The organism is Pseudonocardia cypriaca (assembly GCF_006717045.1).
Classification (GTDB): Bacteria; Actinomycetota; Actinomycetes; order Mycobacteriales; family Pseudonocardiaceae; genus Pseudonocardia; species Pseudonocardia cypriaca.
This window is the reverse complement of sequence record NZ_VFPH01000002.1, coordinates 2,560,885-2,582,492: the sequence shown is the minus strand read 5'-3', so window position 1 is coordinate 2,582,492 and position 21,608 is coordinate 2,560,885. Positions and strand designations below refer to the sequence as shown.

The 21,608-nt window shown below is 71.6% G+C and carries 27 protein-coding genes and 1 tRNA gene; 18 read left to right on the top strand and 10 right to left on the bottom strand.

Annotated elements, in window-relative coordinates:
- Nucleotides 1-31 precede the first annotated feature (31 nt).
- Nucleotides 32-143 (top strand) — tRNA-Ser (locus FB388_RS39685).
- Between the two features lie 29 nt (nucleotides 144-172).
- Here FB388_RS39685 and FB388_RS29940 read toward each other — a convergent pair.
- A complete protein-coding gene (locus FB388_RS29940; protein ID WP_142105447.1) occupies nucleotides 173-1,171 on the bottom strand; it encodes a helix-turn-helix transcriptional regulator in 999 nt (332 codons plus the stop codon).
- Nucleotides 1,172-1,257: 86 nt separating this feature from the next.
- Between FB388_RS29940 and FB388_RS29935 the strand changes: the two genes are divergently transcribed.
- A complete protein-coding gene (locus tag FB388_RS29935) occupies nucleotides 1,258-1,692 on the top strand; it encodes a VOC family protein (RefSeq protein WP_142105446.1) in 435 nt (144 codons plus the stop codon).
- A gap of 23 nt (nucleotides 1,693-1,715) precedes the next feature.
- On the opposite strand, the gene FB388_RS29930 is transcribed toward FB388_RS29935, so the two are convergent.
- Nucleotides 1,716-2,627, bottom strand: coding sequence for a LysR family transcriptional regulator (locus FB388_RS29930; RefSeq protein ID WP_142105445.1), 912 nt, complete (start codon nucleotides 2,625-2,627; stop codon nucleotides 1,716-1,718).
- A 100-nt stretch (nucleotides 2,628-2,727) separates the two neighbouring features.
- Between FB388_RS29930 and FB388_RS29925 the strand changes: the two genes are divergently transcribed.
- The 3 genes from FB388_RS29925 to FB388_RS29915 all read left to right on the top strand — a co-directional run bounded on the left by FB388_RS29925 (nucleotide 2,728) and on the right by FB388_RS29915 (nucleotide 4,381).
- Nucleotides 2,728-3,033 (top strand): hypothetical protein, encoded by a 306-nt coding sequence (locus FB388_RS29925; RefSeq protein ID WP_142105444.1) that lies wholly within the window; start codon nucleotides 2,728-2,730, stop codon nucleotides 3,031-3,033.
- Between the two features lie 13 nt (nucleotides 3,034-3,046).
- A complete protein-coding gene (locus FB388_RS29920) occupies nucleotides 3,047-3,397 on the top strand; it encodes a DoxX family protein (RefSeq protein WP_142105443.1) in 351 nt (116 codons plus the stop codon).
- Nucleotides 3,398-3,520: 123 nt separating this feature from the next.
- The gene (locus FB388_RS29915) at nucleotides 3,521-4,381 is read left to right on the top strand and encodes an FAD-dependent thymidylate synthase (RefSeq protein ID WP_142105442.1); all 861 of its coding nucleotides are present in this window, start codon (nucleotides 3,521-3,523) and stop codon (nucleotides 4,379-4,381) included.
- Nucleotides 4,382-4,408: 27 nt separating this feature from the next.
- Here the strand turns inward: FB388_RS29915 and FB388_RS29910 are convergent, their stop codons facing one another.
- Complete coding sequence (locus FB388_RS29910; RefSeq protein WP_142106383.1) at nucleotides 4,409-4,954, bottom strand: putative immunity protein; 546 nt, start codon at nucleotides 4,952-4,954, stop codon at nucleotides 4,409-4,411.
- A 64-nt stretch (nucleotides 4,955-5,018) separates the two neighbouring features.
- On the opposite strand from FB388_RS29910, the gene FB388_RS29905 reads away from it, so the two are divergent.
- The 5 genes from FB388_RS29905 (at nucleotide 5,019) to FB388_RS29885 (ending at nucleotide 9,965) form a co-directional block, all read left to right on the top strand.
- Complete coding sequence (locus FB388_RS29905) at nucleotides 5,019-5,735, top strand: TioE family transcriptional regulator (RefSeq protein WP_142105441.1); 717 nt, start codon at nucleotides 5,019-5,021, stop codon at nucleotides 5,733-5,735.
- A gap of 260 nt (nucleotides 5,736-5,995) precedes the next feature.
- Nucleotides 5,996-7,549, top strand: a complete 1,554-nt coding sequence (locus FB388_RS29900) for a hypothetical protein (RefSeq protein WP_142105440.1) — start codon at nucleotides 5,996-5,998, stop codon at nucleotides 7,547-7,549.
- Between the two features lie 19 nt (nucleotides 7,550-7,568).
- Nucleotides 7,569-8,651, top strand: coding sequence for an alpha/beta fold hydrolase (locus FB388_RS29895; protein WP_142105439.1), 1,083 nt, complete (start codon nucleotides 7,569-7,571; stop codon nucleotides 8,649-8,651).
- A gap of 129 nt (nucleotides 8,652-8,780) precedes the next feature.
- Nucleotides 8,781-9,146: a DsrE family protein gene (locus FB388_RS29890; protein ID WP_211362267.1), complete on the top strand. Its 366-nt coding sequence runs from the start codon at nucleotides 8,781-8,783 to the stop codon at nucleotides 9,144-9,146.
- A 27-nt stretch (nucleotides 9,147-9,173) separates the two neighbouring features.
- On the top strand, nucleotides 9,174-9,965 hold the full coding sequence (locus tag FB388_RS29885) for a class I SAM-dependent methyltransferase (protein WP_142105437.1): 792 nt from the start codon (nucleotides 9,174-9,176) through the stop codon (nucleotides 9,963-9,965).
- A 288-nt stretch (nucleotides 9,966-10,253) separates the two neighbouring features.
- Here the strand turns inward: FB388_RS29885 and FB388_RS29880 are convergent, their stop codons facing one another.
- Nucleotides 10,254-10,493, bottom strand: a complete 240-nt coding sequence (locus FB388_RS29880; protein WP_142105436.1) for a hypothetical protein — start codon at nucleotides 10,491-10,493, stop codon at nucleotides 10,254-10,256.
- A 557-nt stretch (nucleotides 10,494-11,050) separates the two neighbouring features.
- On the opposite strand from FB388_RS29880, the gene FB388_RS29875 reads away from it, so the two are divergent.
- Nucleotides 11,051-11,287, top strand: a complete 237-nt coding sequence (locus FB388_RS29875) for a DUF397 domain-containing protein (protein ID WP_142105435.1) — start codon at nucleotides 11,051-11,053, stop codon at nucleotides 11,285-11,287.
- Nucleotides 11,288-11,370: 83 nt separating this feature from the next.
- Here the strand turns inward: FB388_RS29875 and FB388_RS29870 are convergent, their stop codons facing one another.
- Nucleotides 11,371-12,264 (bottom strand): helix-turn-helix domain-containing protein, encoded by an 894-nt coding sequence (locus FB388_RS29870; protein ID WP_142105434.1) that lies wholly within the window; start codon nucleotides 12,262-12,264, stop codon nucleotides 11,371-11,373.
- 224 nt (nucleotides 12,265-12,488) lie between these two features.
- Here FB388_RS29870 and FB388_RS29865 point away from each other — a divergent pair, with 224 nt between their 5' ends.
- The gene (locus FB388_RS29865; protein WP_142105433.1) at nucleotides 12,489-13,313 is read left to right on the top strand and encodes an SAM-dependent methyltransferase; all 825 of its coding nucleotides are present in this window, start codon (nucleotides 12,489-12,491) and stop codon (nucleotides 13,311-13,313) included.
- Between the two features lie 237 nt (nucleotides 13,314-13,550).
- The gene (locus FB388_RS29860; protein ID WP_142105432.1) at nucleotides 13,551-14,255 is read left to right on the top strand and encodes an alpha/beta hydrolase; all 705 of its coding nucleotides are present in this window, start codon (nucleotides 13,551-13,553) and stop codon (nucleotides 14,253-14,255) included.
- 4 nt (nucleotides 14,256-14,259) lie between these two features.
- On the opposite strand, the gene FB388_RS29855 is transcribed toward FB388_RS29860, so the two are convergent.
- Nucleotides 14,260-14,736 (bottom strand): OsmC family protein, encoded by a 477-nt coding sequence (locus FB388_RS29855; protein WP_211362266.1) that lies wholly within the window; start codon nucleotides 14,734-14,736, stop codon nucleotides 14,260-14,262.
- A 1-nt stretch (nucleotide 14,737) separates the two neighbouring features.
- Nucleotides 14,738-14,980, bottom strand: coding sequence for a hypothetical protein (locus tag FB388_RS29850; protein WP_142105431.1), 243 nt, complete (start codon nucleotides 14,978-14,980; stop codon nucleotides 14,738-14,740).
- A 152-nt stretch (nucleotides 14,981-15,132) separates the two neighbouring features.
- On the opposite strand from FB388_RS29850, the gene FB388_RS29845 reads away from it, so the two are divergent.
- Together FB388_RS29845 and FB388_RS29840 are read left to right on the top strand one after the other, a co-directional pair.
- Entirely contained in the window at nucleotides 15,133-15,531 is a 399-nt protein-coding gene (locus tag FB388_RS29845; RefSeq protein ID WP_142105430.1) for a hypothetical protein, read from the top strand.
- Between the two features lie 100 nt (nucleotides 15,532-15,631).
- Nucleotides 15,632-16,444: a Bax inhibitor-1/YccA family protein gene (locus tag FB388_RS29840; protein WP_142105429.1), complete on the top strand. Its 813-nt coding sequence runs from the start codon at nucleotides 15,632-15,634 to the stop codon at nucleotides 16,442-16,444.
- A 58-nt stretch (nucleotides 16,445-16,502) separates the two neighbouring features.
- Here FB388_RS29840 and FB388_RS29835 read toward each other — a convergent pair whose 3' ends face one another.
- Together FB388_RS29835 and FB388_RS29830 are read right to left on the bottom strand one after the other, a co-directional pair.
- On the bottom strand, nucleotides 16,503-17,123 hold the full coding sequence (locus tag FB388_RS29835) for an antibiotic biosynthesis monooxygenase (protein ID WP_142105428.1): 621 nt from the start codon (nucleotides 17,121-17,123) through the stop codon (nucleotides 16,503-16,505).
- 97 nt (nucleotides 17,124-17,220) lie between these two features.
- Nucleotides 17,221-18,441 carry an acetyl-CoA C-acetyltransferase gene (locus FB388_RS29830; RefSeq protein WP_142105427.1) on the bottom strand — a complete coding sequence of 407 codons (1,221 nt, stop codon included), beginning with the start codon at nucleotides 18,439-18,441 and terminating at the stop codon, nucleotides 17,221-17,223.
- 136 nt (nucleotides 18,442-18,577) lie between these two features.
- Here FB388_RS29830 and FB388_RS29825 point away from each other — a divergent pair, with 136 nt between their 5' ends.
- The 3 genes from FB388_RS29825 (at nucleotide 18,578) to FB388_RS29815 (ending at nucleotide 20,722) form a co-directional block, all read left to right on the top strand.
- Nucleotides 18,578-19,033, top strand: coding sequence for a pyridoxamine 5'-phosphate oxidase family protein (locus tag FB388_RS29825; RefSeq protein ID WP_142105426.1), 456 nt, complete (start codon nucleotides 18,578-18,580; stop codon nucleotides 19,031-19,033).
- Between the two features lie 85 nt (nucleotides 19,034-19,118).
- On the top strand, nucleotides 19,119-19,478 hold the full coding sequence (locus tag FB388_RS29820; protein ID WP_246122504.1) for a YciI family protein: 360 nt from the start codon (nucleotides 19,119-19,121) through the stop codon (nucleotides 19,476-19,478).
- Complete coding sequence (locus tag FB388_RS29815) at nucleotides 19,475-20,722, top strand: RNA polymerase sigma factor (RefSeq protein WP_142105425.1); 1,248 nt, start codon at nucleotides 19,475-19,477, stop codon at nucleotides 20,720-20,722. The genes FB388_RS29820 and FB388_RS29815 overlap by 4 nt, the downstream gene beginning before the upstream one ends.
- Nucleotides 20,723-20,747: 25 nt before the next feature.
- Here the strand turns inward: FB388_RS29815 and shbA are convergent, their stop codons facing one another.
- Nucleotides 20,748-21,377 (bottom strand): RNA polymerase sigma factor ShbA, encoded by a 630-nt coding sequence (gene shbA, locus FB388_RS29810; protein ID WP_246122502.1) that lies wholly within the window; start codon nucleotides 21,375-21,377, stop codon nucleotides 20,748-20,750.
- Between the last annotated feature and the right edge of the window lie 231 nt (nucleotides 21,378-21,608).

Here is a 21,608-nt window from a genome sequence, read left to right as displayed (position 1 = left end):
CCGGGCGCCGTGCCCAAGTGATGTCCAGGTCGGCCCCGTTGGCACAGCCGCTGATAGGTTTACGCAGGTCAAAGCATTGTGTTGGCGGGGCCGGCCTTCCCCTTGAAAGGGTCGCTGTGTGGGTTCGAATCCCACCGGGGGCACCGCGATCCGACCTCGGCTTCTCGCGCCCTCAACCGTCTTCGACGGTGCCGTAGAGCGCGGCGGTTTCGGCCGCCTTGGCGGCGAGGGTCTGGCGCAGTTCGTCCGGGGCGAGCACCTTGACATCAGGGCCGAACGCGAGGAGCGCCTCGGCTGCGACCAGGGAGCGGAAGCGCAGCTCGACGATCTCCCGTTCCGGACCGCCGATGGCTTCACGGGCCCGGCCGTCGGCCGGGGGCGGGGCCAGGTCGGCCTCGTGGACGCGGAGGAGCTTGGCCAGGACCTCGCGTCGCACGCTGACGGTGACCGCGAGCGGAGCGGGGATGTCGTCGATGCTGCGCCGGAGGGTGTCCCACACCTCCGCCAGTTCCAGGCCGTCACGGCGCTGGACGGGCTCGTCGACGATGCCGGCGGACAGTGCGCGGTCGGTGCGGAAGAGCCGGGGTTCGCCGCGGTGGTCGGCGACGAGGTACCAGACACCGGCCTTGTTGACCAGGCCGTACGGGTCGAGGGTGTAGGAGCGGACGCGGTTGTCGCGGCGGTGCCGGTAGCGCATCCGCAGGCGCCGGTCGGTGAAGACGGCCTGCTGGAACACGACCAGCTCGTCGGCGGCACGTTCCGGCCCGGGTGTCCCGCTCCAGCGGGCCGGGTCGATGAGGATGCGACGGCTGGCCAGGTCGGCGCCCGGCCGGTGCGGCGCGGGCAGTGCGGCCATCACCTTCCGCAGCGCGGACCCGATGGCCTGGCCGAGGCCGAGATCGGCGTGGGCGCTGCCGGAGAGCAGGACGAAGAGGGCGCGGGACTCGTCCGCGGTCAGCCCGGTGACGTCGGTGCGGAAGCCGGGCAGCAGGGCGATGCCGCCGTGCGGGCCGCGCACCGTGTAGACGGGAACGCCGGCCGCGGACAGGGCCTCCACGTCCCGCATGATCGTGCGGACCGACACCTCCAACCGCGCGGCCAGCTCGCCGGCGGGCAGCTGCCCGTGGGTCTGCAGCAGCAGCATGATCGAGAGCAGCCGGTCGGATCTCATGTCCCGGAAACTTCCTCCGCTATATGACGAAGGGTGTCATGTACCGCTGTGACAGTAGGGGTCGTCATCGAGGAAGGAGCGCTGTCGTGTTGCGAGGTTTCTGCACGATCACCTACTGGGCCGACGACATGCCGGCGGCGACGCGGTGGTACACGGAGCTGTTGGGCGTCGAGCCGTACTTCGTGCGCCCCGTCGACGGGCCGCCCGCCTATGTCGAGTTCCGCATCGGCGACTACCAGGCCGAGCTGGGGCTGCTCGACCGCCGATTCGCCCCGGGAGGCGCGGCGACCACCCCGGGCGGGGTCGTGATGAACTGGCACGTGGACGACATCGAGGCGGCATTCAGCAGGCTGCTGTCGATGGGCGCCACCGAGTACCAGCCCATCACGCCGATGCCGCCCCCACCCGAGCCGGAGTCGGGCTTCGTGATCGCGTCCGTCGTCGATCCCTTCGGCAACATCCTGGGCATCATGTACAACCCGCACTACCTGGAGATCCTGGAGAGGACCGCCCCGGCGTGACCCACGCCCGGAACCGGGCTGGGCTACCGACCCTCCTCGGGCCCGAGTCCTGCGTCCTCGAGGCAGCAGCGGACGAAGTCCTGGACGACCGGGTCGGCGTCCGCGGACGGCGCCCACGCGACGCCGACGCGGCTGGGGCTCACCCCGGTCACCGGCCGGTAGGCGACGCCCGGGCGGGCGTAGAAGCGTGCAGCGGACCGGGGCGCGAGGGCGATGCCGTAGCCGTTGGCGATGGCGCTGAGCCACTCGTCGGGGTGCTCCGTGACGGCGCCGACGCGGACCGGGTGACCGTCGCGTTCGTCGGTGGCCAGCCAGTAGTCCCGCCACCAGCCGGTCGCGGCCGGGGCGGCCACGAACGGCTCGTCCCACAGCTCGTGGAACGGGATCTCGTCGCGTGCGACGAGAGGGTGGGCGGACGGGAGCGCCACCCAGCGCGGTTCGGTGAGGAGCTCCGCCACCCGCATCCCGTCCTGGCCGGGGAACGGTAGCCGGAGCAGGGCCGCGTCGACGTCGCCGTCCGTCAGGCCTCCGGTGGGGTCGGACCACGCCGCCTGCCGCATGTCCACCCGCCAGCCGGGTCGTCGGCGGGTGAACGAGCTGATGATCCGCGGCGTTGCCTCGTTGGCGCCGTTGGCCAGGAACCCCACCCGCAGGACGCTCGCGATGCGGCTGGCCGCGCCCTTGGTCTCCCGCACGACCTCCTCCCAGCCCGCCAGTAGCGCCGGCACTCGCGCCGCCAACGCGCGCCCCGGCTCGGTGAGGACCATTCCGGTACGGGATCGCACGAAGAGCTGGACGCCGAGCTGAGCCTCGAGCTGCTTGACCTGTTTGGTCAGCGCCGGCTGGGACACGAACAGCCGCGCCGCGGCACGGGTGAGGTTGCCTTCTTCGGCAACCGCCGCGAAGTAGCGCAGGAGCCGCGTGTCGACGTCCATGCCGCCAGGTTATACCTGCAGGTATTGGACGCCCTTTCGGCGTTTCGCGAGGCTTGGTCAGCACGCGATCAGGTCTGCAGGAAGAGCCGAGGGAGATGCCATGCCCGTCCTGGTGGTTCAGTACCGGGTGGCCGACGAGGGCGTCGCCGAAGTGGTGGAGGCGATCGAGACGGCGTTCGCGGCGGTGCAGGCGCAGCAACCCGACGACATCCGGTACGCCTACCTGCACCGCACCGGCTCCACGGAGTTCGTCGCGCTCGTGGAGCTGGCTGCCGGTGTCGAGAACCCGCTGCCCGGCATCGCGGAGGCGCGGCAGTTGCAGGCCACGGTGGCGAAGTGGGCCGTGGGTGCGGCACCGACACCGACACCGTTCGAGGTCCTCGGTTCGTACCGCTTGTTCGACTGACGCGGAGGTCAGGATGTACATCGCGTACGTCATCGTGTCGGTGATCACGGCCGCGGCCAACCTGTCGATCGCAGTAGCGGACTTCCTGCAGGTCAGATACGTCCTCGCCAACATGGCGGAGGTGGGCGTCCCGCGGTCTTGGCTCCCGGTGCTCGCCACGCTCAAAGCGGCGGGCGCCGTCGGGCTCCTCCTCGGCCTCGCGGGGGTCGAGTTGATCGGCGTCGCCGCCGCGGCCGGGCTCGTGCTGTTCTTCGTCGGGGCGATCGTCACTCACGTGGCCGCCCGCGTGTACAACAACATCGCCGTGCCGGGAGGCTTCCTCGCGTTGGCCGTCGCCTCGCTCGCCCTGTCCTCCGCCGGCTGACCCGAAGCGCCGCCCACGTGCACCGGGTCGGCTCCCTCGTCGCGACCGCTGATATGTTCTTGCAGGTCACAGGGCTGTTAGCGGTCGGAGGCATGGGGGTCGGGGTTGCCAGAGGTCACGCAGGTGAACGCGGAGGTCGTCGCGGACTCGGTCAACGAGGCGGGTGACCGGCTGACCACGATGGTCGTGACGCTGCCGCGTTCCGCGCTGGCCGAGCTGAACACCCACCGGGTCTTCTCCCGCAACTCGGCATCCTCGCGGGCCGTCCCCGTCAAGCGGATGATCGAGTACGTCCAGCGCTCGCCGTACGTGCCGCGGGCGTTCTCGGTGAACAAGCCCGGGATGAACGCGCACGAGTTCATCGAGCCGGGCTCGCCGCAGTGGGCGGACGTGCTCGAGTGGTGGATGGAGAGCGTGGAGACCGCGGTGCGCCAGGCGCGGGCCGGGCTGGAGCTCGGTGTGCACAAGCAGGAGGTCAACCGGATTCTCGAGCCGTACCTGATGCACACCGTGGTCGTCTCCAGCACGGAGTGGGACAACTTCTTCGACCAGCGTCTCGCCACCGACGAGGCCGGCGCTCCACTGGCGTACCTGCCGATCTTCGACGCTGCCGCGGCCATGCGGGACGCCCTGGCGGGCTCCACCCCTCGATCCGTCGCCGAGGGTGACTGGCACACGCCGTTCATCGCGAAGGACGAACGGGACGTGCTCGAGCCGGACCAGGTTCGGGCGGTGGCGGCGGCGCGGAGTGCGCGGGTCTCCTACTTCACGCCGACCGGTGATCGGGTGGTCGGTGCGGGCCCCTCGCTCGAGGCGGACCTGCGGCTGTGCGAGCGGTTGCTCGACCCGGGGCAGGGATCCGCGCCGCACCTCTCCCCGTTCGAGCACGTGGCGACCCCGGCCACACCGGGAAGCGGGAACTTCACCGGCTGGCGGCAGTGGCGCGCCGACGTCGAGGCGAGCCGGTCCTCACGAGAGCCGTAGTGCCGCAGCCGGCGCTCATTCCGCTGCTCACGGCCGCCGCAACGAGGCGTCCAGTTCCCGCGCCAGCTCTCCCACCCGCCCGCGACCACCCGGCGCGTTCGGATATCGCAGCAGGACGCGCACGACGATGGGTCCGGCCAGGCCTCGTGCCTTCTCGATGCGCTCGGCGCCGACGCCGCGGTCCTCGCCCGCGTCGATCTCCAGTGCTCGCGCCGCGTGGGCGGCCGACCCGAGGATGTGCAGGACCTGGGTGGACCTCGCCAGCGGGTGGAGGTACGCCGCTGCTCCGGCGGCACCGGCGGAGTGCGCCGCTTCGGCTGCGGCCCCGTGTCCGGTGTCGCGAGCCGTCCGTGCTGCCCGGTGCGCTGCCAGTGCGGTCACCCGCAACGCCTTCGTCCGCCTGCCTCCGGCCGCGAACCTGCGTGCCTCTTCGAGCACGGCCAGCACCCGCGGATCATCCGGGCAGTCGCGCTCGAAGATCGCCACCGCGGGTTCGGCGCAGGCCACGGCGAAGCCGGTGACCTCGCGCAGCTCGGCGATGCCGAGCTCGATCGTCGAGCCCTCGTCAGCCATGTCCACCGCCTGAACAGTATCGTTGAACCGACGGTTGGAACTTCTCGGCGGCAGCAGTGGGACGGTGCGGCGAAACCTTCAAGGCCGGGAACGGCTCAGGCCGGTCGACCTCGCGCGCGAGCACGGCCTGTCCACCCAGGCGGTGCGGAACTACGAGGCGGCCGGGATCCTGCCGGCGGCCGCCCGCACCCCCCACGGCTACCGCACCTACACGCCGCTGCACGCGCAAGCGCTGCGCGCGTTCCTGGCCCTCGTGCGCGGGCACGGCCACTCGACGGCCACGTCGATCATGCAGGCGGTCAACCGGGACGACACCGAGGACGCGTTCCGGCTCATCGACGAGAGCCATGCCCAGCTCCTCGATGACCGCCGCACCCTCCGGGCCGTCGAAGCCGCGCTTCGCGACCTGGAACCCGTGCCCGAGGAACGCGGCGAGACGTTCGTCGGACCCCTTTCCAGGAAGCTCGGCATCCGCCCGGCCACCCTGCGCAAATGGGAACGGGCCGGCCTGGTGCTGCCGCGCCGCGACCCGCAGACCGGCTACCGCGTCTACGGCTCGGCCGACGTGCGCGACGCCCAGCTCGTCCACCAGCTCAGACGGGGCGGGTACCTGCTGGAGCAGATCGCCCCGCTGGTCGCGCAGGTCCGCTCCGCCGGCGGCGTCGCACCGCTCGAGTCGGCGCTCCGCGACTGGCAGGCCCGCCTCTCGGGCAGAGGCCGCGCCATGCTCGCCGGCGCCGCCGCACTCGACGCCTACCTGAGCGGGCCGAGAGCCGACTGACGGCGCCGCCGCACACGGCCGATGGTGCGCCGATTCCGGCGAGGCTCCGCACCCGCCGACATCGCGAAGAACGGCTGACCCCACCCCGGCGAGTCGAACTCACCGACACGGCGAGTCGGGCGTTCTGCCTCTTGGCTCCGGGTCTGCCTTGTCAGTGCCTCCTGGCGGCCCCGCACGATGCGCGGCGCCACCGAAGGCCTGAACCGCGTCCGGGTGACGGGTTCAGGGAACCCACAGCGACCCGGGCGGAGCATGCCGGGATGCCGATGTCAGTCCGCCCGGGCCTCCGTCTCGACGGTGCCGTGATCTGGCTCGTCCTGACCGCCGCAACGGTCGGCGCGCTCTACAGCTCGCACTTCCTCCCGTTCTACGACTACTACCAGTGGCTCTTCCAGGGGCACGTGGTGGCGGACCTGCTGTTCGGGGGGGCCGACGCCACCGGTTTCGCAGGTGCCTACTCGCTCGACCCCGTGCCGGTGCCCAACCTCGCCGCGCCGCTCGGCATCGGCGCGCTCAACGTGTTCCTGCCCATCGAGGCCGCCGGGCAGCTGTTCGTCGTCCTCACCGTGCTCGGTTTCGCCGGTTCCTTCGGATATCTCGTGCGCACGCTGCAGGGCAGGCCGACGGCGATCGAGTACCTGGGCTTCCTGTGGGCTCCTGGGTTCTACCTCTACAAGGGCTACCTCAGCTTCATGGTCGGGATGGCCCTCGTGTTCGTCGTCGTCGCGGTGCTGCACCAGGCGGTCGCCGCGCAGGGCGGGCCGGGCCGGCGGACGTTGGTGCTGCTGGGCGTCCTCGGCGTGGTGCTCTACCTGTCACACCTGCTGGCCTGGGGGATCGGTGTGCTGGCCGTCCTGGTGCACGTGCTCGTCCTCGCGCGCACCGGCCGCGGTCGCCGGGCCCTGCCGCTGGTCGGCACGGTCCTCCCCGGCGTCGTACTGGCGGCCTGGTACGTGCTGGCGGAGCACGGCGGGACGGGCGTCGTGCTCTACACGTCGTGGTTCGACAAGGCGATCTCCCTCAGCGAGACGCTCCAGCCCTTCCTGCGGCTCGACCCGTTCCCCCCGGTCTTCCCGATCTTCTGGGTCAACGTGCTGCTCGTGCTGGTCTTCGCGGCGCTGGTCCTGTTCCAGCTCGACCGGTCCGCGCTGCGGGCCGCCTTCGAGGGCAGGCCGGTGCTCTGGCTGGCCGGCCTGCTCGTCGGGATCGCGCTGGTGCTGCCGGTCAGCATGGTCAACGACCTGATCAAGCCCGACGAGCGGTTCGTCATGCCGGCGCTGCTGCTGGCCGTCGCGGCGCTGCCGTACCGCGCCGTGCGGCCGGCCGCGACGGGGGTGACCGCGGTCCTCGTGGTGGCCGTCCTCGGTCTGCACGCCGTCGAGTACGTGGACGTCGGCGGCCGGATCGCGCGGGTGGACGCCGCCACCGACGCCGCCGTTCCGGCCGGCGCGCCGCTGCTGTACCTGACGGTCCCGTCGCGGTACGGCTGCGAGGCCGCGCCCGGGTTGTCCGTCGGGGTGCCCGTGCTCAAGTGGTTCGGCGTCGACCACGCGATCGAGACCGGACAGGCCAGGGTCAACGTCGAGGAGACCTCCATCGTCCGAGCCGAGGGGCCGGCCGAGGGCGGGATGACGGTCCTCGCGCCCACGCTGGCGGAGGTGCCGGGCGCGGTGCTGCCCATCGCCGCCGACCACCCGTACGTCCAGGCGATCGCGTGTCCGTCCGATCTGGCCGGTATCGAGCAGGAACTCGGTCCGGCGTACCGGCCGGTCGCGCACGGTGAGGGCTACACGATCCTCCGGCGAACCAGCTGAACGCCGCTACCCTTGCCGAATGCCGCCGGGCGTCGCCGACACGCCGCCGCAGGACGTGAGGTTCTGCCGCAGCGCGGACGGCACACGTCTGGCGTACGCCGTGCACGGTGCGGGCCCTCCGCTCCTGCTGGCCTCGTGCTGGCTCAGCCACCTGGAGTTCGACTGGCAGAGCCCGGTCTGGCGGCACTTCCTGCTCGACCTCGGCCGGTTCGCCACCGTCATCCGGTACGACGAGCGCGGTTACGGGCTGTCGGACTGGGACGTGTCCGACCACGGCCTCGACGCCCGGATCGCCGACCTGGAGGCCATCGCCGATGCGGCGGGCCTCGAGCGGTTCGCGCTGCTGGGCATGTCGCAGGGCGGACCGGTGGCGATCTCCTACGCCACGCGCCACCCGACCCGGCTCACCCGGCTCGTCCTGTACGGCACGCACCCCGGCCAGCTCTGCCGTGACCCGGAGAGCGTCGAGCTGGAGCAGACCTTCCAGCAGATGATCAAGGTGGGGTTCGGCCGCAAGGACAGCACCTTCCGGCGGGTGTTCACCTCGCTCATGATCCCCGGAGCGACGGAGGAGCAGGCCGGCTGGTTGGACGACCTGCAACCGATGGCGACCTGCACCGAGAACGCCGTCCGGTCCCGTGCGGCCCGGGTGCAGGTTGACGTCGCCGACCTCCTGCCCGGCGTCTCCGTACCCACGCTGGTGGTGCACGCCCGCGGTGACCGCATGGTGGACTTCGCCCGAGGCCGGGAGCTGGCGGCGCGGATCCCCGGCGCCCGGCTGGTCATGCTCGACAGCGACAACCACATCACGCTCGCCGACGAGCAGGCGTGGCCGGTGTTCGTCGCCGAGCTGGCGGCCTTCATGGCAGGCGATCGGATCGCAGCCCGCACCTCGGACTCGATGCTGCGATCGCTCACCGACCGCGAGCTCGACGTGCTGCACCTGGTCGGCAGGGGTGCCGACAACCAGCAGGTCGCACAGCAGCTCTCGCTCTCCGTCCGCACGGTGGAGCGGCACCTCACCAGCGTCTACGCCAAGCTCGGCCTGACGGGGCGTGCCGCTCGCGCCGCCGCGGTGGCCCGCCTGCTCACGCACGACTGACGGCTACGTGTCGACCGCCATCGCCGGGGGGAACGACGCGGGAATGTCGGCGGCTGACACCGATTCCGCTCACCCAAGCGATCCATAGCGTCATCACGGTCCAGACCGATACGAGAAGGGACCGACATGATGACGCAGAACAAGGCAGTGATCAGCCTCAGCACCGGCCTCGAGGACGCCGAGCAGGTCACCGTGGCCTTCCTGGTGGCGGTCGGCGCCGCAGAGGAGGGCCGCCCGACCCTGATGTTCCTCACCAAGGAGGCCGTCCGTCTGGCGACGACCGGCGTCGCCACGGGAACCGCCTGCGCGGGATGCCCACCGCTGCCGGGACTGGTGGAGCGCTACCAGGCCGCCGGTGGCACCTTCCTGGTCTGCCCGATCTGCTTCAACGCCAAGGAGCTCGACGAGAGCCGGTTGATCAAGTCGGCCGAGCTCGGCGGCACCGTGCCGATGTGGCGGTGGATCGGCGAGGGCGCGACGACGTTCAGCTACTGAGGCGCTCGCGCGTACGTTGGGCAGGTCATGAGCGGATCCGGGATCTGGAACGTCGGCGAGGCCTACGAGCGCTACGTCGGCCGGTGGAGCCGGCCGGTCGCCGAGCTGTTCGTGCGGCGGCTGGGCGTGTCCACCGGCGGGCGGTGGCTGGACGTCGGCTGCGGCACCGGCGCGCTCACGGCCACGGTCCTGCGCATCGCCGATCCCGCCGAGGTGCACGGCGTCGACCCCTCGGACGGTTTCCTCGCCCACGCGCGGCGGGAGATCGACGACCCCCGCGCCCGGTTCTCCGTGGGCGACGCCTGCGCGCTGCAGTTCCCCGACAACCGGTTCGATGCCGTGGTCAGCGGGTTGGTGCTCAACTTCGTGCCCGAGCCGGAGGCTGCCGTCGCGGAGCTGGCGAGGGTCGCGGCTCCAGGGGGCGTGGTGGCGGCGTACCTGTGGGACTACGCCGACGGCATGCAGATGATCAAGCACTTCTGGGAGGCGGCCGCGGCGTCCGACCCCGCTGCAGCCGAGCTGGACGAGGGGCGCCGCTTCCCGCTGTGCCGGCCGGAGGCCCTGCGCTCGCTGTGGACCGGCGCAGGCCTCACCGGCGTCGAGGTCGAGCCGGTCGATGTGCCGACGAGGTTCCGCGACCTCGACGACTACTGGGCGCCGTTCCTCGGCGGGCAGGGCCCGGCACCCGGGTACGTCAGCATGCTCGACGAGGACCGGCGCGCCGCGCTGCAGGCGCTCCTGCGCGAACGGCTCCCCGTCGCACGCGACGGGTCGATCGCGTTGTCAGCGCGGGCGTGGGCGGTCCGCGGGACCAGGTGACCGTCGCGGTGCCTGATCACGGCCCCGATCAGCAGCGCCGTGAGCACGGCGAGTCCGCACCAGACCAGGAGACCCCCGAGGATCCAGAGCGTCATGGGGGGTACACGTCCGGACGGCGCGCCGGGTTCGTCCGTGACCCGGTCAGCGCGCCACGCCGGTGACGTTCCCCGTGTCGTCGGTGACGTAGCGCCCCTTCGACAGGTCGAGCAACGGTCTTCGGAGACAGGCCGGCGACGAGCGCACCCCTCTGGGGACGCCCGCCGCCGGGTCTTCGGGGCCGGGCGCCTGCTAGCGGCGCCCGCCTGCGGCGCGGAGCCGCTCCATCTCCTTGCCGATCTCCCAGAGGCGGCAGGGCCACACGGGGGCGACCGTGGTGGGGAGCCGGCATCCGCGGCAGTGGCCCGTGGCGTCCGGGCTGTGCTCAGCGAGGATGTGGCGCACCGCCGACGACGTGAACGTCGCTGCGAGGACCTCGGCGATGCTGTGGATCTGGTCGCTCGGTTCCCGGGCCACTGGACGCGCTCCCATCACGCGAGCCGGTAGTTGCAGTGGTCTGTCGGCCGTGCTGGGCGTGTGCCTCGCCGACCTGCTCGCGAGCTCCCCCTCGCTGTTCCCCGCAACACCGCTGCTCCTCTCGCCGATTGGCGCTCCGTGCTCACCCTGCCGTCGACCGCCCGGGCCTCGTGCCGGCCGCGAGCGGCGAACCCGGAGCGCTCATGAGGCGGCCCGTGCCGCCCGTTCCCCTGGGCTGTGGCCGGGCTTCCCTGCGTGAGACTCCGGACACAGAGAGCAGTCTGCCGGTCACGGGCTGCAGATGCAACCCGTGAGTGCACGTGCGTCTGTGCACGTGCAGCTGCACGATGCACGCGCGTCGTGCGCGCCGTGGCCGCGTGATCGATAACTTCCGGGCGATGCAGGCAGGATGCAGGCAATTGGTGGCCTGCGGCGTAATCGGGGGCCGCCAATCGGATGAACCAGGTCCGCATCTGCCAACTGCAAGTGCTTACGCCATATGCACGTGCAGATGCAGGCTGCTACCTTCGGTGGCATCCGCCTCTTCAGTTGGCCCCCGGAAGGTGATCAAGATGGCGAACGAGCGCATGGTCGTGCCGGCGCAGCAGATCGAAGGTGCTGACTGGCGCAAGAGCACGTTCAGTGGGCAGCACGCCTGCGTGGAGGTCGCGATGCTGAACGGTGGAGAGGTGGCGGTGCGCCACTCCCGTCAGCCTTCGGGTCCCGCACTCGTTTTCACGCCCGACGAATGGTCGGCGTTCCTCCAGGGCGCCTGGCACGGCGAGTTCGGCGAGCGCCCGGCTCACTGACCGTCGAGGTTCCCCAGCAGCTCCGAACAGCCGCCCGGCGTGGATCCACGCCGGGCGCTGGCATGTCCGGGCCGCTGCACGAGTCAGAGCTCGGCGATCGCCTTCGCCAGAATCTGCCGCGAGCGGTCCGGGGTCTCGGCGTCGACGGTGAGGCGGTCGAGCGCGCGGCTGAAGATCTCGATCTCCTCGACGCCGTCGAGCATGACGGCCCCGCCGAGGTGCTCGATGTACACGACGTCGGGCAGCTCGGGCTCGGCGAACCGGAGGAGCTGGAACGGGCTCTCGGCGGCGTAGCCGCTGAGCTGCATGGGCACGATCTGGATCGTGACGTGCGGCTGCCTCGACTGCTCGAGCAGGAACTGGAGCTGCTCCTTCAACACCTTGCGGCCGCCGATCGGCCTGCGCAGCACCGACTCGTCGACGACCGCCCAGTACCGCGGCGGGTTCGGGCCGGTGATCAGCGCCTGGCGCTGCATGCGCAGGTGGATCCGCTTCTCGGTGTCGGGCGGCGCGTAGTCGGGCCGGCCGCGGGTGAGCACCGCGCGCACGTAATCCTCGGTCTGCAGCAGGCCGGGCACGAACTGCAGCTCGTAGGTGTGGATCCGGCTGGCCGACTCCTCCAGCCCGACGAACTCCTGGAACCAGCTGGGGATGACGTCGGTGTAGCGGCGCCACCAGCCCGGCTCGTTGGCCTTGCGGACCATCGCGAGGAACTGCTCGCGCTCCTCGGGGTCGCTGACGCCGTACATGGTGAGCAGGTCGGCGACGTCGCGCTCCTTGAACGCGACCCGGCCGAGCTCGAGACGGGAGACCTTCGAGTCGGACGCCCTGATCGTGTAGCCCGCGTCCGCGCGGGAGATGCCCGCGTTCTCGCGCAGCCTGCGCAGCTGGGTGCCGAGCACGATGCGGCGGGCGGTGACACCACGGCCCTCCGCGGGCAGCACGGAACCCGGTTCGGAGCGGCCAAGCTCCGCCATCTGCTCCTCCTCGCGGACTTCCGGCCCGGTTGTCTCGAGCCCACCCCACTTCCCACTGATGGCAGAACGAGCAGGGCCGGCACTCTGCTGGACGATGACCGTACACGCAGAGAAGGACAAGTGGCGGATCACGTCCGAGGTTCAACCTGATCAGTCCTTGCCCTACACTCGACTGGCCGCCGTAGACTCCCGCGTTCCGAGATCGACTACCGAGTGAGGCGAGTGTGCCGGGTACCGAGGAAGAGGTAGTTCCGCACTACATCGACGTGTCGAAGGCCAGCGTTGCGCGGGTGTACGACGCCTTCCTGAATGGCAAGGACAACTACGAGATCGACCGCGAGGTCCTGCGGCGCGTCCAGAAGGTTGCGCCCGAGGCCACGCAGCTCGGCTGGGACAACCGCGAGTTCCTCATCCGGGCCAGTCGATTCCTCGCCAGCCAGACCGGTGTCAACCAGTTCCTCGACTGCGGTTCCGGCCTCCCCACCGCCGAGAACACGCACCAGGTCGTGCAGCGCATCAACCCCGAGGCCAAGGTCGTGTACGTCGACAACGACCCGGTGGTGCTGGCGCACGGTCGCGCACTGCTCGAGGAGAACGACCAGACCCATCTCATCGGTGCGGACATCTTCGAGCCGGGTGAGGTGTTGCAGAACGAGGTGGTGCGCAAGCACCTCGATTTCAGCGAACCAATTGCGCTGTACCAGTGCGGAACGATGCACCATTACACCGGCGATCGGTACGCCGAGATAATGCAGGAGTACATCGACGCGCTGCCGTCCGGCTCGTACGTTGCGCTGAGCCACTTCTACGATCCGGAAACCGACGAGTACAGCCCCCTTGCGCGCAGGCTTGAGGAGGTATTCATCCACAGCCCGATGGGCAGCGGTTCGTTCCGCACCGAGGCCCAGATCATGAGCATGCTTCCGGGACTCGAACTCGTCGAGCCGGGCCTCGTGCTCTGCTGCAACTGGTGGCCGGACGGGCCGCGCGTGAAGCCTCTGCCGCCGATCTCCAACACCATCGTGGGCGCCGTCGGGCGAAAGCCCTGACCGCGGTCCCTGGCCGAAAGCACAGTTCGTCCACGCGAGCGCTGCACCGCTCGCGGACGGCCGAGGACAGGCGCGAGGAGCACGCCGCCGCGCCGATCCTGCGCTGCCGTGCGTCTCGTGATCGAGTCCTGAGCGACGATCGGGCAACGGGTCTTCCGCCCACCGAAAGTGATGTTGCCCGGCCGTCGGTGGTCTCGTGAGGCTGCTACCCCCGGAGCGCGCTTCCTGGAGGTGGCCATGGCGCCCACGTTGGTCCTCGTGCACGGTGCGTGGCACGGGCCGTGGGCGTGGCGCAGGCTCGTCGACGAGCTCGCCGACGTCGACGTCCGCACGGTCACGCTGCCGTCGGTCGGTCCCGATCCCGCCGCGCTCGGTGACCTGCGCACCGACGCCGAGGCGGTGCGCACCGCGGTCAGCCTGGTCGACGGTCCGGTCGTCGTGTGCGCCCACTCCTACGGCGGTGTTCCGGCCACCGAGGGCCTGGCGGGAGTGGCGAACGTCGCCCGTCTGGTCTACCTGTGCGCCTTCCAGCTCGACGTCGGCGAGTCCCTGCTCTCCGCGGTCGGCGGGAGCGCGCCGAGCTGGTGGGACATCCACCGGACGGAGGGGTACGTCGACCCGCTGCGCCCCTTCGAGACCTTCTACGCCGACGTGCGCCCGCACACGGCGCGCGGAGCGGTCGCGCGGCTCGGCCACCAGGGGCTGGCGGCGTTCGAGCAGCCGCTCACGCGCGCGGCGTGGCGCACGGTGCCCAGCACGTACGTCGTGTGCGAACGGGACGCCGCGATCCCCGTGGTCGCGCAGGAGATGATGGCCGAGCGCGCCGGTCGGGTGCTGCGGATGCCCACGTCGCACTCGCCGTTCCTGTCCCGGCCGGCTCAGCTCGCCGGGATCCTCCGTGCCGAGCTGGTGGCGGCGAGCCGCGCGCCGGTCACCCGCTGACTCGTCATCCCGCCTCGACGAAGGCGATCAGCGGTTCCACGCGCACCGGCGTGGCCAGGCTGTTGGCGATGAAGCACTCGCGGTGGGCCACCTCGACGAGGTGCCGCACCCGCTCCTCGGTAGGTCCTTCCACGAGCGTGATCCGGGGACGCAGCACGATCTCGGAGAGCCGGACGGGCCGCACCGCCTCCGGCAGCAGTGCGGTGGCGTCGTCGCGGTAGTCGCGGACGTCGAGCCGGGCCCGCGCGGCGACCGCGAGGAACGACAGCAACTGGCAGGACGCAGCGGCGAGCACCACGAGCTGCTCCGGGTTGAGCCGGGCCGGGTCGCCGAGGAACGCCGGGTCGGACGACAGCGCGAGCTCCGGCTCCGCGGGCGGTGCGCTCCCGCGGTGCGCCCGGTCGTACGCCGGGTAGCCGTCCGCCGTGGAGCCGGACCACGCGCACAGTGCCCTGAACGCGTGGACCGGTTGTTCCGACACGTCAGCGGGCCGGCGCACCGGCGTCGCGGACGCCGGCCGGGTCGCCTGCCCGGCGCGACGCCAGCGGGCCCCGGGAGCGCCGCTGCAGCCAGCCCCTGCACGTCTGCAGCACCTTGCTGAGCGTGTTGGGGCCCCGGCGGGACTCGATCAGGTCACCGATCCGGCCGAGCACCCAGCCGAGCAACGGGGCCGCGATCGCGAGGATGAGCCACCATCGCAGCCGCGCGGACAGGAACGCCCACATCGCAAGGCCACCTCCAGCCGGTTCCAGCAGAATCCCTAGATCCGGAGCGTAGGCGCCGCTGCCGGACGGTGCACGTGCAAGGAAGGCCGTTCCCCCGTACGACCGGCGCAAACGGCTCCCGCGACGCCGTCGCAACGGGCTACCATCGCTCGATGGCGGGCGACCGTCCGGTCCTGCTCGGGCTGATGCTCTACCTTCTCGTCGCGACAACGCCCACCGTCGCGTTCTGGGTGGTGCTGCGACTGCTTCCCGCTGCCGTCTCCAACATCGCGGAGCGTCGCAGGCGCCGGCAGGCTCCGGCGGGACCCGCGCTCGAGTCCGTCGTCGCGAACCTGCGCCGGCTGCGCCGAGAGGTGTGCTGCGGGTGCTACCGCACCCAGGTGCGGCGCGTGGCCGTGCAGGCCGCGTACGACGACACGCTGCTCGAGTGCTGCAGGCTCGTCGACATCGACGCCCCGCTCGCCACGGCGGACGCGGGCGACCGGCCCTTCGCACGGCTCCTCACCGAGGCGGCGCTCGAGGACGCGGGGATCGCGTTGGACCCGTCGTGACCGAATCGCAGTAAAGTCGCCTTTACCGAAACGGGAACGCCGCAGGGCGCTCCCTCGTTGAACTGCACGGACGCTTGACCCGCTTCCGAGGAGGACCCAGGTGCGCACCAGTAGCAACCCGGCGTTCCGCAACCTGCCCACCGGGCAGGGTGGGTACGCCACGTTCGACCGCCAGGGCGGCGCGATGGGCGGCGCCGCCGCCTACGCCGACGCCCAGGCCGTGGGGGTCGAGTACGGGCGGGCAGGGGTCGGCGAGCGCCCGCTCACGATGGACGACGTCGTCACGAAGACGGCGATCACCGGCGGTGTCGCGCTCGCAACGGGTGTGCTCACCGCGCTCAGCGGGATGTACTGGCTCGTGCTCCCGGCGTTCATCGTCGGGTTCGTCGTCTCGCTGATCGTCATCTTCAAGCAGAGCACCAACCCCGGCCTCGTGCTCACGTACTCGGCCGCCATGGGTGTCGCACTGGGCGGGATCACCGGCGTCTTCGAGAGCATCCCGAACTTCGAAGGCATCGGCTTCCAGGCCGTCGTCGGCACGGCGGGCGTGTTCGTCGGGATGCTGGTCGTCTACAAGACCGGCGCCGTGCGGGTCACACCGAGGTTCACCAAGTGGCTGATCGGCGCGATGTTCGGCGTCGTCATCCTGATGGTCGTCAACCTGGTGGCCAGCTTCTTCACGACCGGCGGCCTCGGGCTGCGCGACGGCTCGCCGCTAGCGATCCTGTTCAGCATCGTCTGCATCGGGGTGGCCTCGTTCAGCCTGCTGCTCGACTTCGACATGGCCGACCGGGCCGTCCGCGACGGTGCCCCGGCGAGGTTCGCCTGGTACATCGCGTTCGGCCTGATGACCACCCTGGTCTGGCTGTACATCGAGATCCTGCGACTGCTGAGCTACCTCCGCCAGGAGTGACCTCCGTCTGACGCCCGCGGCGCCCGTCCCCAGCAGGGGGCGGGCGCCGTTCGCGTTCTCAGGCCATCTCGGGCACGTGCAGGTGGGCGAGCGCGAGCTCGAACTCGCCGACCTCGACGATCTCGAGACCGATCTCCCGCGCTCCGCGCTCGCGCAGCTCCTCGCCCATCGCGCGGCTGCGCTCCATCGCCTCGCGGCTGTCGAACGTCACCGACGACACCGCATAGCCCTCGGTGCGGTCCACCATCAGGCTGGCGCTGCAGAACCCCTCCATCTCCTGCGTCGCAGGCAGGATCCCCATCCGGTAGACGTCGATGCCCCGGTCGATCCGGTCGGGCGCCATCCGCACCCAGGTGGCCCGGACGCAGGCGCCGGGCGCCGAGGTGTGGTCGCGGTGCATGACCGCGATCTCCCACTCGTCGACCTGCGGCCTACCACCCAGCATCTCGGCCGCGTGCTCGCGCATCGGTCGCACCTGTTCGGCAGTGGCCTCCATCGCCTCCTTCGACTGCCATGCGGTGGTGGTGATGCAGCGACCCGACATGCGGTCGACGAGCAGGGACATGCCGACGCAGCCCTCCATGCTCAGCACGTTCGGCATGGCCTCGTCACGCATGAACGCGACGCCCTGCTCGATCGACTCCGGGTGCGCGCGGATCGTGGTGGAGCGTGCGTACACGACCCACCCCCTCTTGGGGTCGGGGCAGCGCCCCGGCGGCGCCGCCGGCGACCCCACACCATCCTCCGGCCTCCGACGGCGGGCAAGCCTCGCCGCGTCAGCTCAGCCGCTCGAGGACCATCGCCATGCCCTGGCCGCCGCCGACGCACATCGTCTCCAGGCCGATGGTCTTGTCGTGGGTGCGCAGGCCGTTGAGCAGGGTGGTGGTGATGCGGGCGCCGGTCATGCCGAACGGGTGGCCGAGCGCGATGGCGCCCCCGTTGACGTTCAGCTTCTCCTCTTCGATGCCGAGGTCGCGGGCCGAGGGCAGGACCTGCGCCGCGAACGCCTCGTTGATCTCGACGAGGTCGACGTCGTCGATCGTCATGCCGGCCCGGGCGAGCGCCTGCTTCGAGGCCTCGACGGGGCCGAGACCCATGATCTCGGGGGAGAGCGCGGAGACCCCGGTGGACACCACGCGGGCGAGCGGGGTGATCCCGAGCTCGGCGGCCTTCGTGTCGGACATGATCACCAGCGCGGCGGCGCCGTCGTTGAGCGGGCAGCAGTTGCCCGCGGTGATCCGGCCGTCCGGGCGGAACACCGGCTTGAGCGCGGACACGGCTTCGTAGGTGACGCCTGCGCGTGGCCCGTCGTCCTTCTCCACCACGGTGCCGTCCGGCAGCGTGACGGGGCTGATCTCGCGGGCGAAGAACCCGTTGGCGATCGACTTCTCGGCCAGGTTCTGCGAGCGGACCCCGAAGTGGTCCATGTCCTCGCGGGTGACCCCCTTGAGCCGGGCGAGGTTCTCCGCGGTCTGGCCCATCGCGATGTAGATGTCGGGCAGGTGCTCGTCCTCACGGGGGTCGTTCCACGAGTCGGCGCCGTTCTCGGCGATGTGGCGGGTGCGGTCCTCCGCGTCGGAGAAGACGGGGTTGCGGGTGTCGGGGTGGGAGTCGGAGCTTCCCCTGGTGAAGCGGGAGACCGTCTCGACGCCCGCCGAGATGAAGGCGTCACCCTCGCCTGCCTTGATGGCGTGCAGGGCCATGCGCGTGGTCTGCAGGGACGAGGAGCAGTAGCGGGTGATGGTGGTGCCCGGCAGCGTGTCGTGGCCGAGGAGGACGGCGACCACGCGGGCCATGTTGAAGCCCTGCTCGCCGCCCGGGAGGCCGCAGCCGAGCATGAGGTCGTCGATGTCGGTGGGGTCGAGCTGGGGGACCTGGGCGAGGGCTGCCCGCACCATCTGCACCGTCAGGTCGTCGGGGCGGATCGTGGTGAGGGACCCCTTGTGCGCGCGGCCGATCGGGGACCGGGCCGCCGCGACGATCACGGCTTCGGGCATCGTCGTTCCTCCTCGCACGGTCGGTGGCTCCCGGTGGGGGGCACTAGCTACCGGGGAGCCTACGCGGCGGTAACCGTGTGCGGGACGGGAAGAACTCTGACAGCTCCTGGCAGCGTTGTGCGGGACGATCGTCCGCATGACCGCCTGGAAGGACGTCGAGGAGGCCGTGCCCGAGTTCGCCGCCCGGGTCCGGAGGATCTTCGAAGCGCACAAGCACAAGACGATCGCCACGCTGCGCGCCGACGGCGGGCCCCGCATCTCGGGCATCGAGGCGGAGTTCGTCGACGGCCAGCTGAGGTTCGGCTCCATGGCCCACGCCCGCAAGGGCGCCGACCTGCACCGGGACCCCCGGTTCGCGCTGCACAGCCCCTCGGTCGACCCACCCGAGGGCAACCCGGCCGGCTGGACGGGCGACGCGAAGATCGCCGGGCGGGCCCACCCCGCCGGGCCGGTGGGCGGCGACGCCGACGGGGAGCAGTTCCACGCCGACATCGACGAGGTCGTCCACACCGGCCTCAACGCCGACGCGACGAAGCTGGTGGTCGAGAGCTGGACCCCGGGCAGGGGACTGCGGCGCGTCGAGCGCGAGTAGGGACGGCCTGTCGATTCCCGGCGCGCCCGTTCGTCGTCATGCTGGTGGCGTCCGGCCACCGGCCGAGTAGACGAGGAGCCGAGAAGTGAAGTACATGCTGCTGATCTACGGTTCGCAGGACGTGGCACCGCAGACGCCGGATGCCGTCCAGCAGGTGATGGACGAGTACTGGGCCTACGAGAAGGCCGTGGCGGACGCGGGCGTCCGCATCGCGAGCGACGCGCTCCAGGGCGTCGAGACCGCCACGACGGTCGAGGTGCGCGACGACGGCGAGCGGGTGGTCACCGACGGTCCGTTCGCGGAGACGCGCGAGATCCTGGGTGGCTACTACCTGCTCGACGTGCCGGATCTCGACGCCGCGCTCGACTGGGCGGCCCGCTGCCCCGGCGCCCAGCACGGGAGCCGGATCGAGGTGCGGCCGGTCATGGAGTTCGAGCAGCCGTGACCCGGGGGGTGGCAGGCTCCGTCGAGGCCGTGTTCCGGGAGGAACGGGGCCGGCTGCTCGCCACGCTCGTCGGGCAGTTCGGCGACCTCGACCTGGCCGAGGAGGTCGCATCGGACGCCGTCGCTGCGGCGCTCGAACGCTGGCCGGTCGACGGCGTACCGGGCCGGCCGGGCGCGTGGCTGCTCACCACGGCGCGGCGCAAGGCGGTCGACCGGCTGCGTCGCGACAAGGCCTACGCGGCGCGGATCGCGGTGCTGCAGGCGGAGGCCGACCGCAACGACCCGGTCGTGCGGCCGACCGACGACGGGGACGTGCCGGACGAGCGGCTGCGCCTGTTCTTCACCTGCTGCCACCCGGCGCTGCCGTCCGAGGCGCAGGTGGCGCTCACGTTGCGCTGCCTCGCCGGGCTCTCGACCCCGGAGGTGGCGCGCGCGTTCCTCGTGCCGGCGGCCACGATGGCGCAGCGGATCGTGCGGGCCAAGCGCAAGATCAAGGGCGCCCGGATCCCGTTCCGGGTGCCGGAGGCCGACGAGCTGCCCGCGCGGCTGCCCGGCGTGCTGCGGGTCGTCTACGCGATCTTCACCGAGGGCTACGCGGCCAGCGCGGGCCCCGAGCTGGTGCGCGGCGACCTCGCCGACGAGGCGATCCGGCTGGCCCGGATCCTGCACCGGCTGCTCCCGCAGGAGCGGGAGGTCACCGGGCTGCTGGCGCTGATGCTGCTCGTCGACGCCCGGCGGGAGGCGCGCACCGGCCCCGACGGGCAGCTGGTGCTGCTCGACGAGCAGGACCGGTCGCGGTGGAACCGCGCGTTCATCGAGGAGGGGCGGAGCCTCGTGGTCACCGCGTTGCGGGGTGGCCCGCCCGGCCCGTACGCGCTGCAGGCGGCGATCGCGGCCGTGCACGACGAGGCCGCCGACGTCGCCACCACCGACTGGCCGCAGGTGGTGGCGCTCTACGACGTGCTCGCCGACGTCGCCCCGTCCCCGGTGGTGGCGCTGAACCGGGCCGTCGCGGTGGCGATGCGGGACGGGCCGGCTGCCGGACTGGAGCTCCTGGACGCGCTCGCCACCGACGAGCGGCTGCGCGGCTACCACCTGCTGCCCGCGGCCAGGGCCGACCTGCTGCGCAGGCTCGGTCGGCGCGCCGAGGCCACTGCCGCGTACGAGGAGGCGCTGGCGGTGGTGGGGAACGGGCCGGAGCGGGCGTACCTGGAGCGCCGCGCGGAGGAGACGCGAGGCGGCTGAGGGAGCTCCCGCCGACGTTGCGGGCTCACGCCGTGCGGCGTTCCACCAGCTCGCGCAGCTTCGCCAGTGCCCGGTGCTGGGTAACCCGGACCGCGCCGGAAGTGGAGCCGACCGCTGCGGCGGTCTCCACGGCGGTCAACCCGAGCGCCACGCGCAGCACGAGGATCTCCCGGTGCTGCTCGGGGAGCTGGTCGAGCAGCTCGCGCAGCTCGGCCACCACACCGCCGCGGAGGACGGCCTGCTCCGGACCGTGGTCGACGTCCGGCTCGTCCGGGACGACGTCGGTCGGCACCGACCGGTCGCGGCCGGCCGCCCGGTAGGCGTCCACCACCTTGTTGCTGGCGATCCCGTAGACGAACGCCATGACGCGCTTCTCGGGCCGCCATCGCTCGAGCGCCCCGACCACGGCGAACAGGGTGTCCTGGGTGATGTCTTCCGCGGACTGCGTGCCGAGCGTCCCGAGGCCGATCCGGGCGCGGCAGTACTGCACGACCATCGGGCGGATCCGGCCGAGCAGGACCTCCAGCGCCTTCTGGTCGCCGCCCGATGCGAGGCCGGCGAGGTGGTTGAGCTCGGCATCACGACGGGCCGACCGGGCATGGGCGGCCCGGTCGGCTTCGTCGACACCGATCACCTCGTCCCCGGTGGCTGACACCGGCGCCCCTCCTGCAGCTCGCGGCCGGTTGGATCGGGGTGCGCGACGGGCGGGCCGCGCCGGATCTCCCGGATGTCTGCTTCGTCCGGTCGCCACGCCCTCGACCGGGTTAGTTCCCGACGGCGAACAGTAGTCCGTACGCGGCCTTTCGCGCTGCCGTTCGGCGGCCTGACACGGCGTCCGGTGGGGATCGGGGCCATCCATCCGGGTCGCCGGGCGCCGGAGGGCCGC

What these genes read in the sequence shown, in the direction of transcription:
- FB388_RS29940 (WP_142105447.1), bottom strand. Translation starts at nt 1,171, where the DNA reads ATGAGATCCGACCGGCTGCTCTCGATCATGCTGCTGCTGCAGACCCAC.
- FB388_RS29930 (WP_142105445.1), bottom strand. Translation starts at nt 2,627, where the DNA reads ATGGACGTCGACACGCGGCTCCTGCGCTACTTCGCGGCGGTTGCCGAA.
- FB388_RS29925 (WP_142105444.1), top strand. Translation starts at nt 2,728, where the DNA reads ATGCCCGTCCTGGTGGTTCAGTACCGGGTGGCCGACGAGGGCGTCGCC.
- FB388_RS29920 (WP_142105443.1), top strand. Translation starts at nt 3,047, where the DNA reads ATGTACATCGCGTACGTCATCGTGTCGGTGATCACGGCCGCGGCCAAC.
- FB388_RS29910 (WP_142106383.1), bottom strand. Translation starts at nt 4,954, where the DNA reads ATGGCTGACGAGGGCTCGACGATCGAGCTCGGCATCGCCGAGCTGCGC.
- FB388_RS29900 (WP_142105440.1), top strand. Translation starts at nt 5,996, where the DNA reads ATGCCGATGTCAGTCCGCCCGGGCCTCCGTCTCGACGGTGCCGTGATC.
- FB388_RS29895 (WP_142105439.1), top strand. Translation starts at nt 7,569, where the DNA reads ATGCCGCCGGGCGTCGCCGACACGCCGCCGCAGGACGTGAGGTTCTGC.
- FB388_RS29890 (WP_211362267.1), top strand. Translation starts at nt 8,781, where the DNA reads ATGACGCAGAACAAGGCAGTGATCAGCCTCAGCACCGGCCTCGAGGAC.
- FB388_RS29885 (WP_142105437.1), top strand. Translation starts at nt 9,174, where the DNA reads ATGAGCGGATCCGGGATCTGGAACGTCGGCGAGGCCTACGAGCGCTAC.
- FB388_RS29880 (WP_142105436.1), bottom strand. Translation starts at nt 10,493, where the DNA reads ATGGGAGCGCGTCCAGTGGCCCGGGAACCGAGCGACCAGATCCACAGC.
- FB388_RS29875 (WP_142105435.1), top strand. Translation starts at nt 11,051, where the DNA reads ATGGCGAACGAGCGCATGGTCGTGCCGGCGCAGCAGATCGAAGGTGCT.
- FB388_RS29870 (WP_142105434.1), bottom strand. Translation starts at nt 12,264, where the DNA reads ATGGCGGAGCTTGGCCGCTCCGAACCGGGTTCCGTGCTGCCCGCGGAG.
- FB388_RS29860 (WP_142105432.1), top strand. Translation starts at nt 13,551, where the DNA reads ATGGCGCCCACGTTGGTCCTCGTGCACGGTGCGTGGCACGGGCCGTGG.
- FB388_RS29850 (WP_142105431.1), bottom strand. Translation starts at nt 14,980, where the DNA reads ATGTGGGCGTTCCTGTCCGCGCGGCTGCGATGGTGGCTCATCCTCGCG.
- FB388_RS29845 (WP_142105430.1), top strand. Translation starts at nt 15,133, where the DNA reads ATGGCGGGCGACCGTCCGGTCCTGCTCGGGCTGATGCTCTACCTTCTC.
- FB388_RS29830 (WP_142105427.1), bottom strand. Translation starts at nt 18,441, where the DNA reads ATGCCCGAAGCCGTGATCGTCGCGGCGGCCCGGTCCCCGATCGGCCGC.
- FB388_RS29825 (WP_142105426.1), top strand. Translation starts at nt 18,578, where the DNA reads ATGACCGCCTGGAAGGACGTCGAGGAGGCCGTGCCCGAGTTCGCCGCC.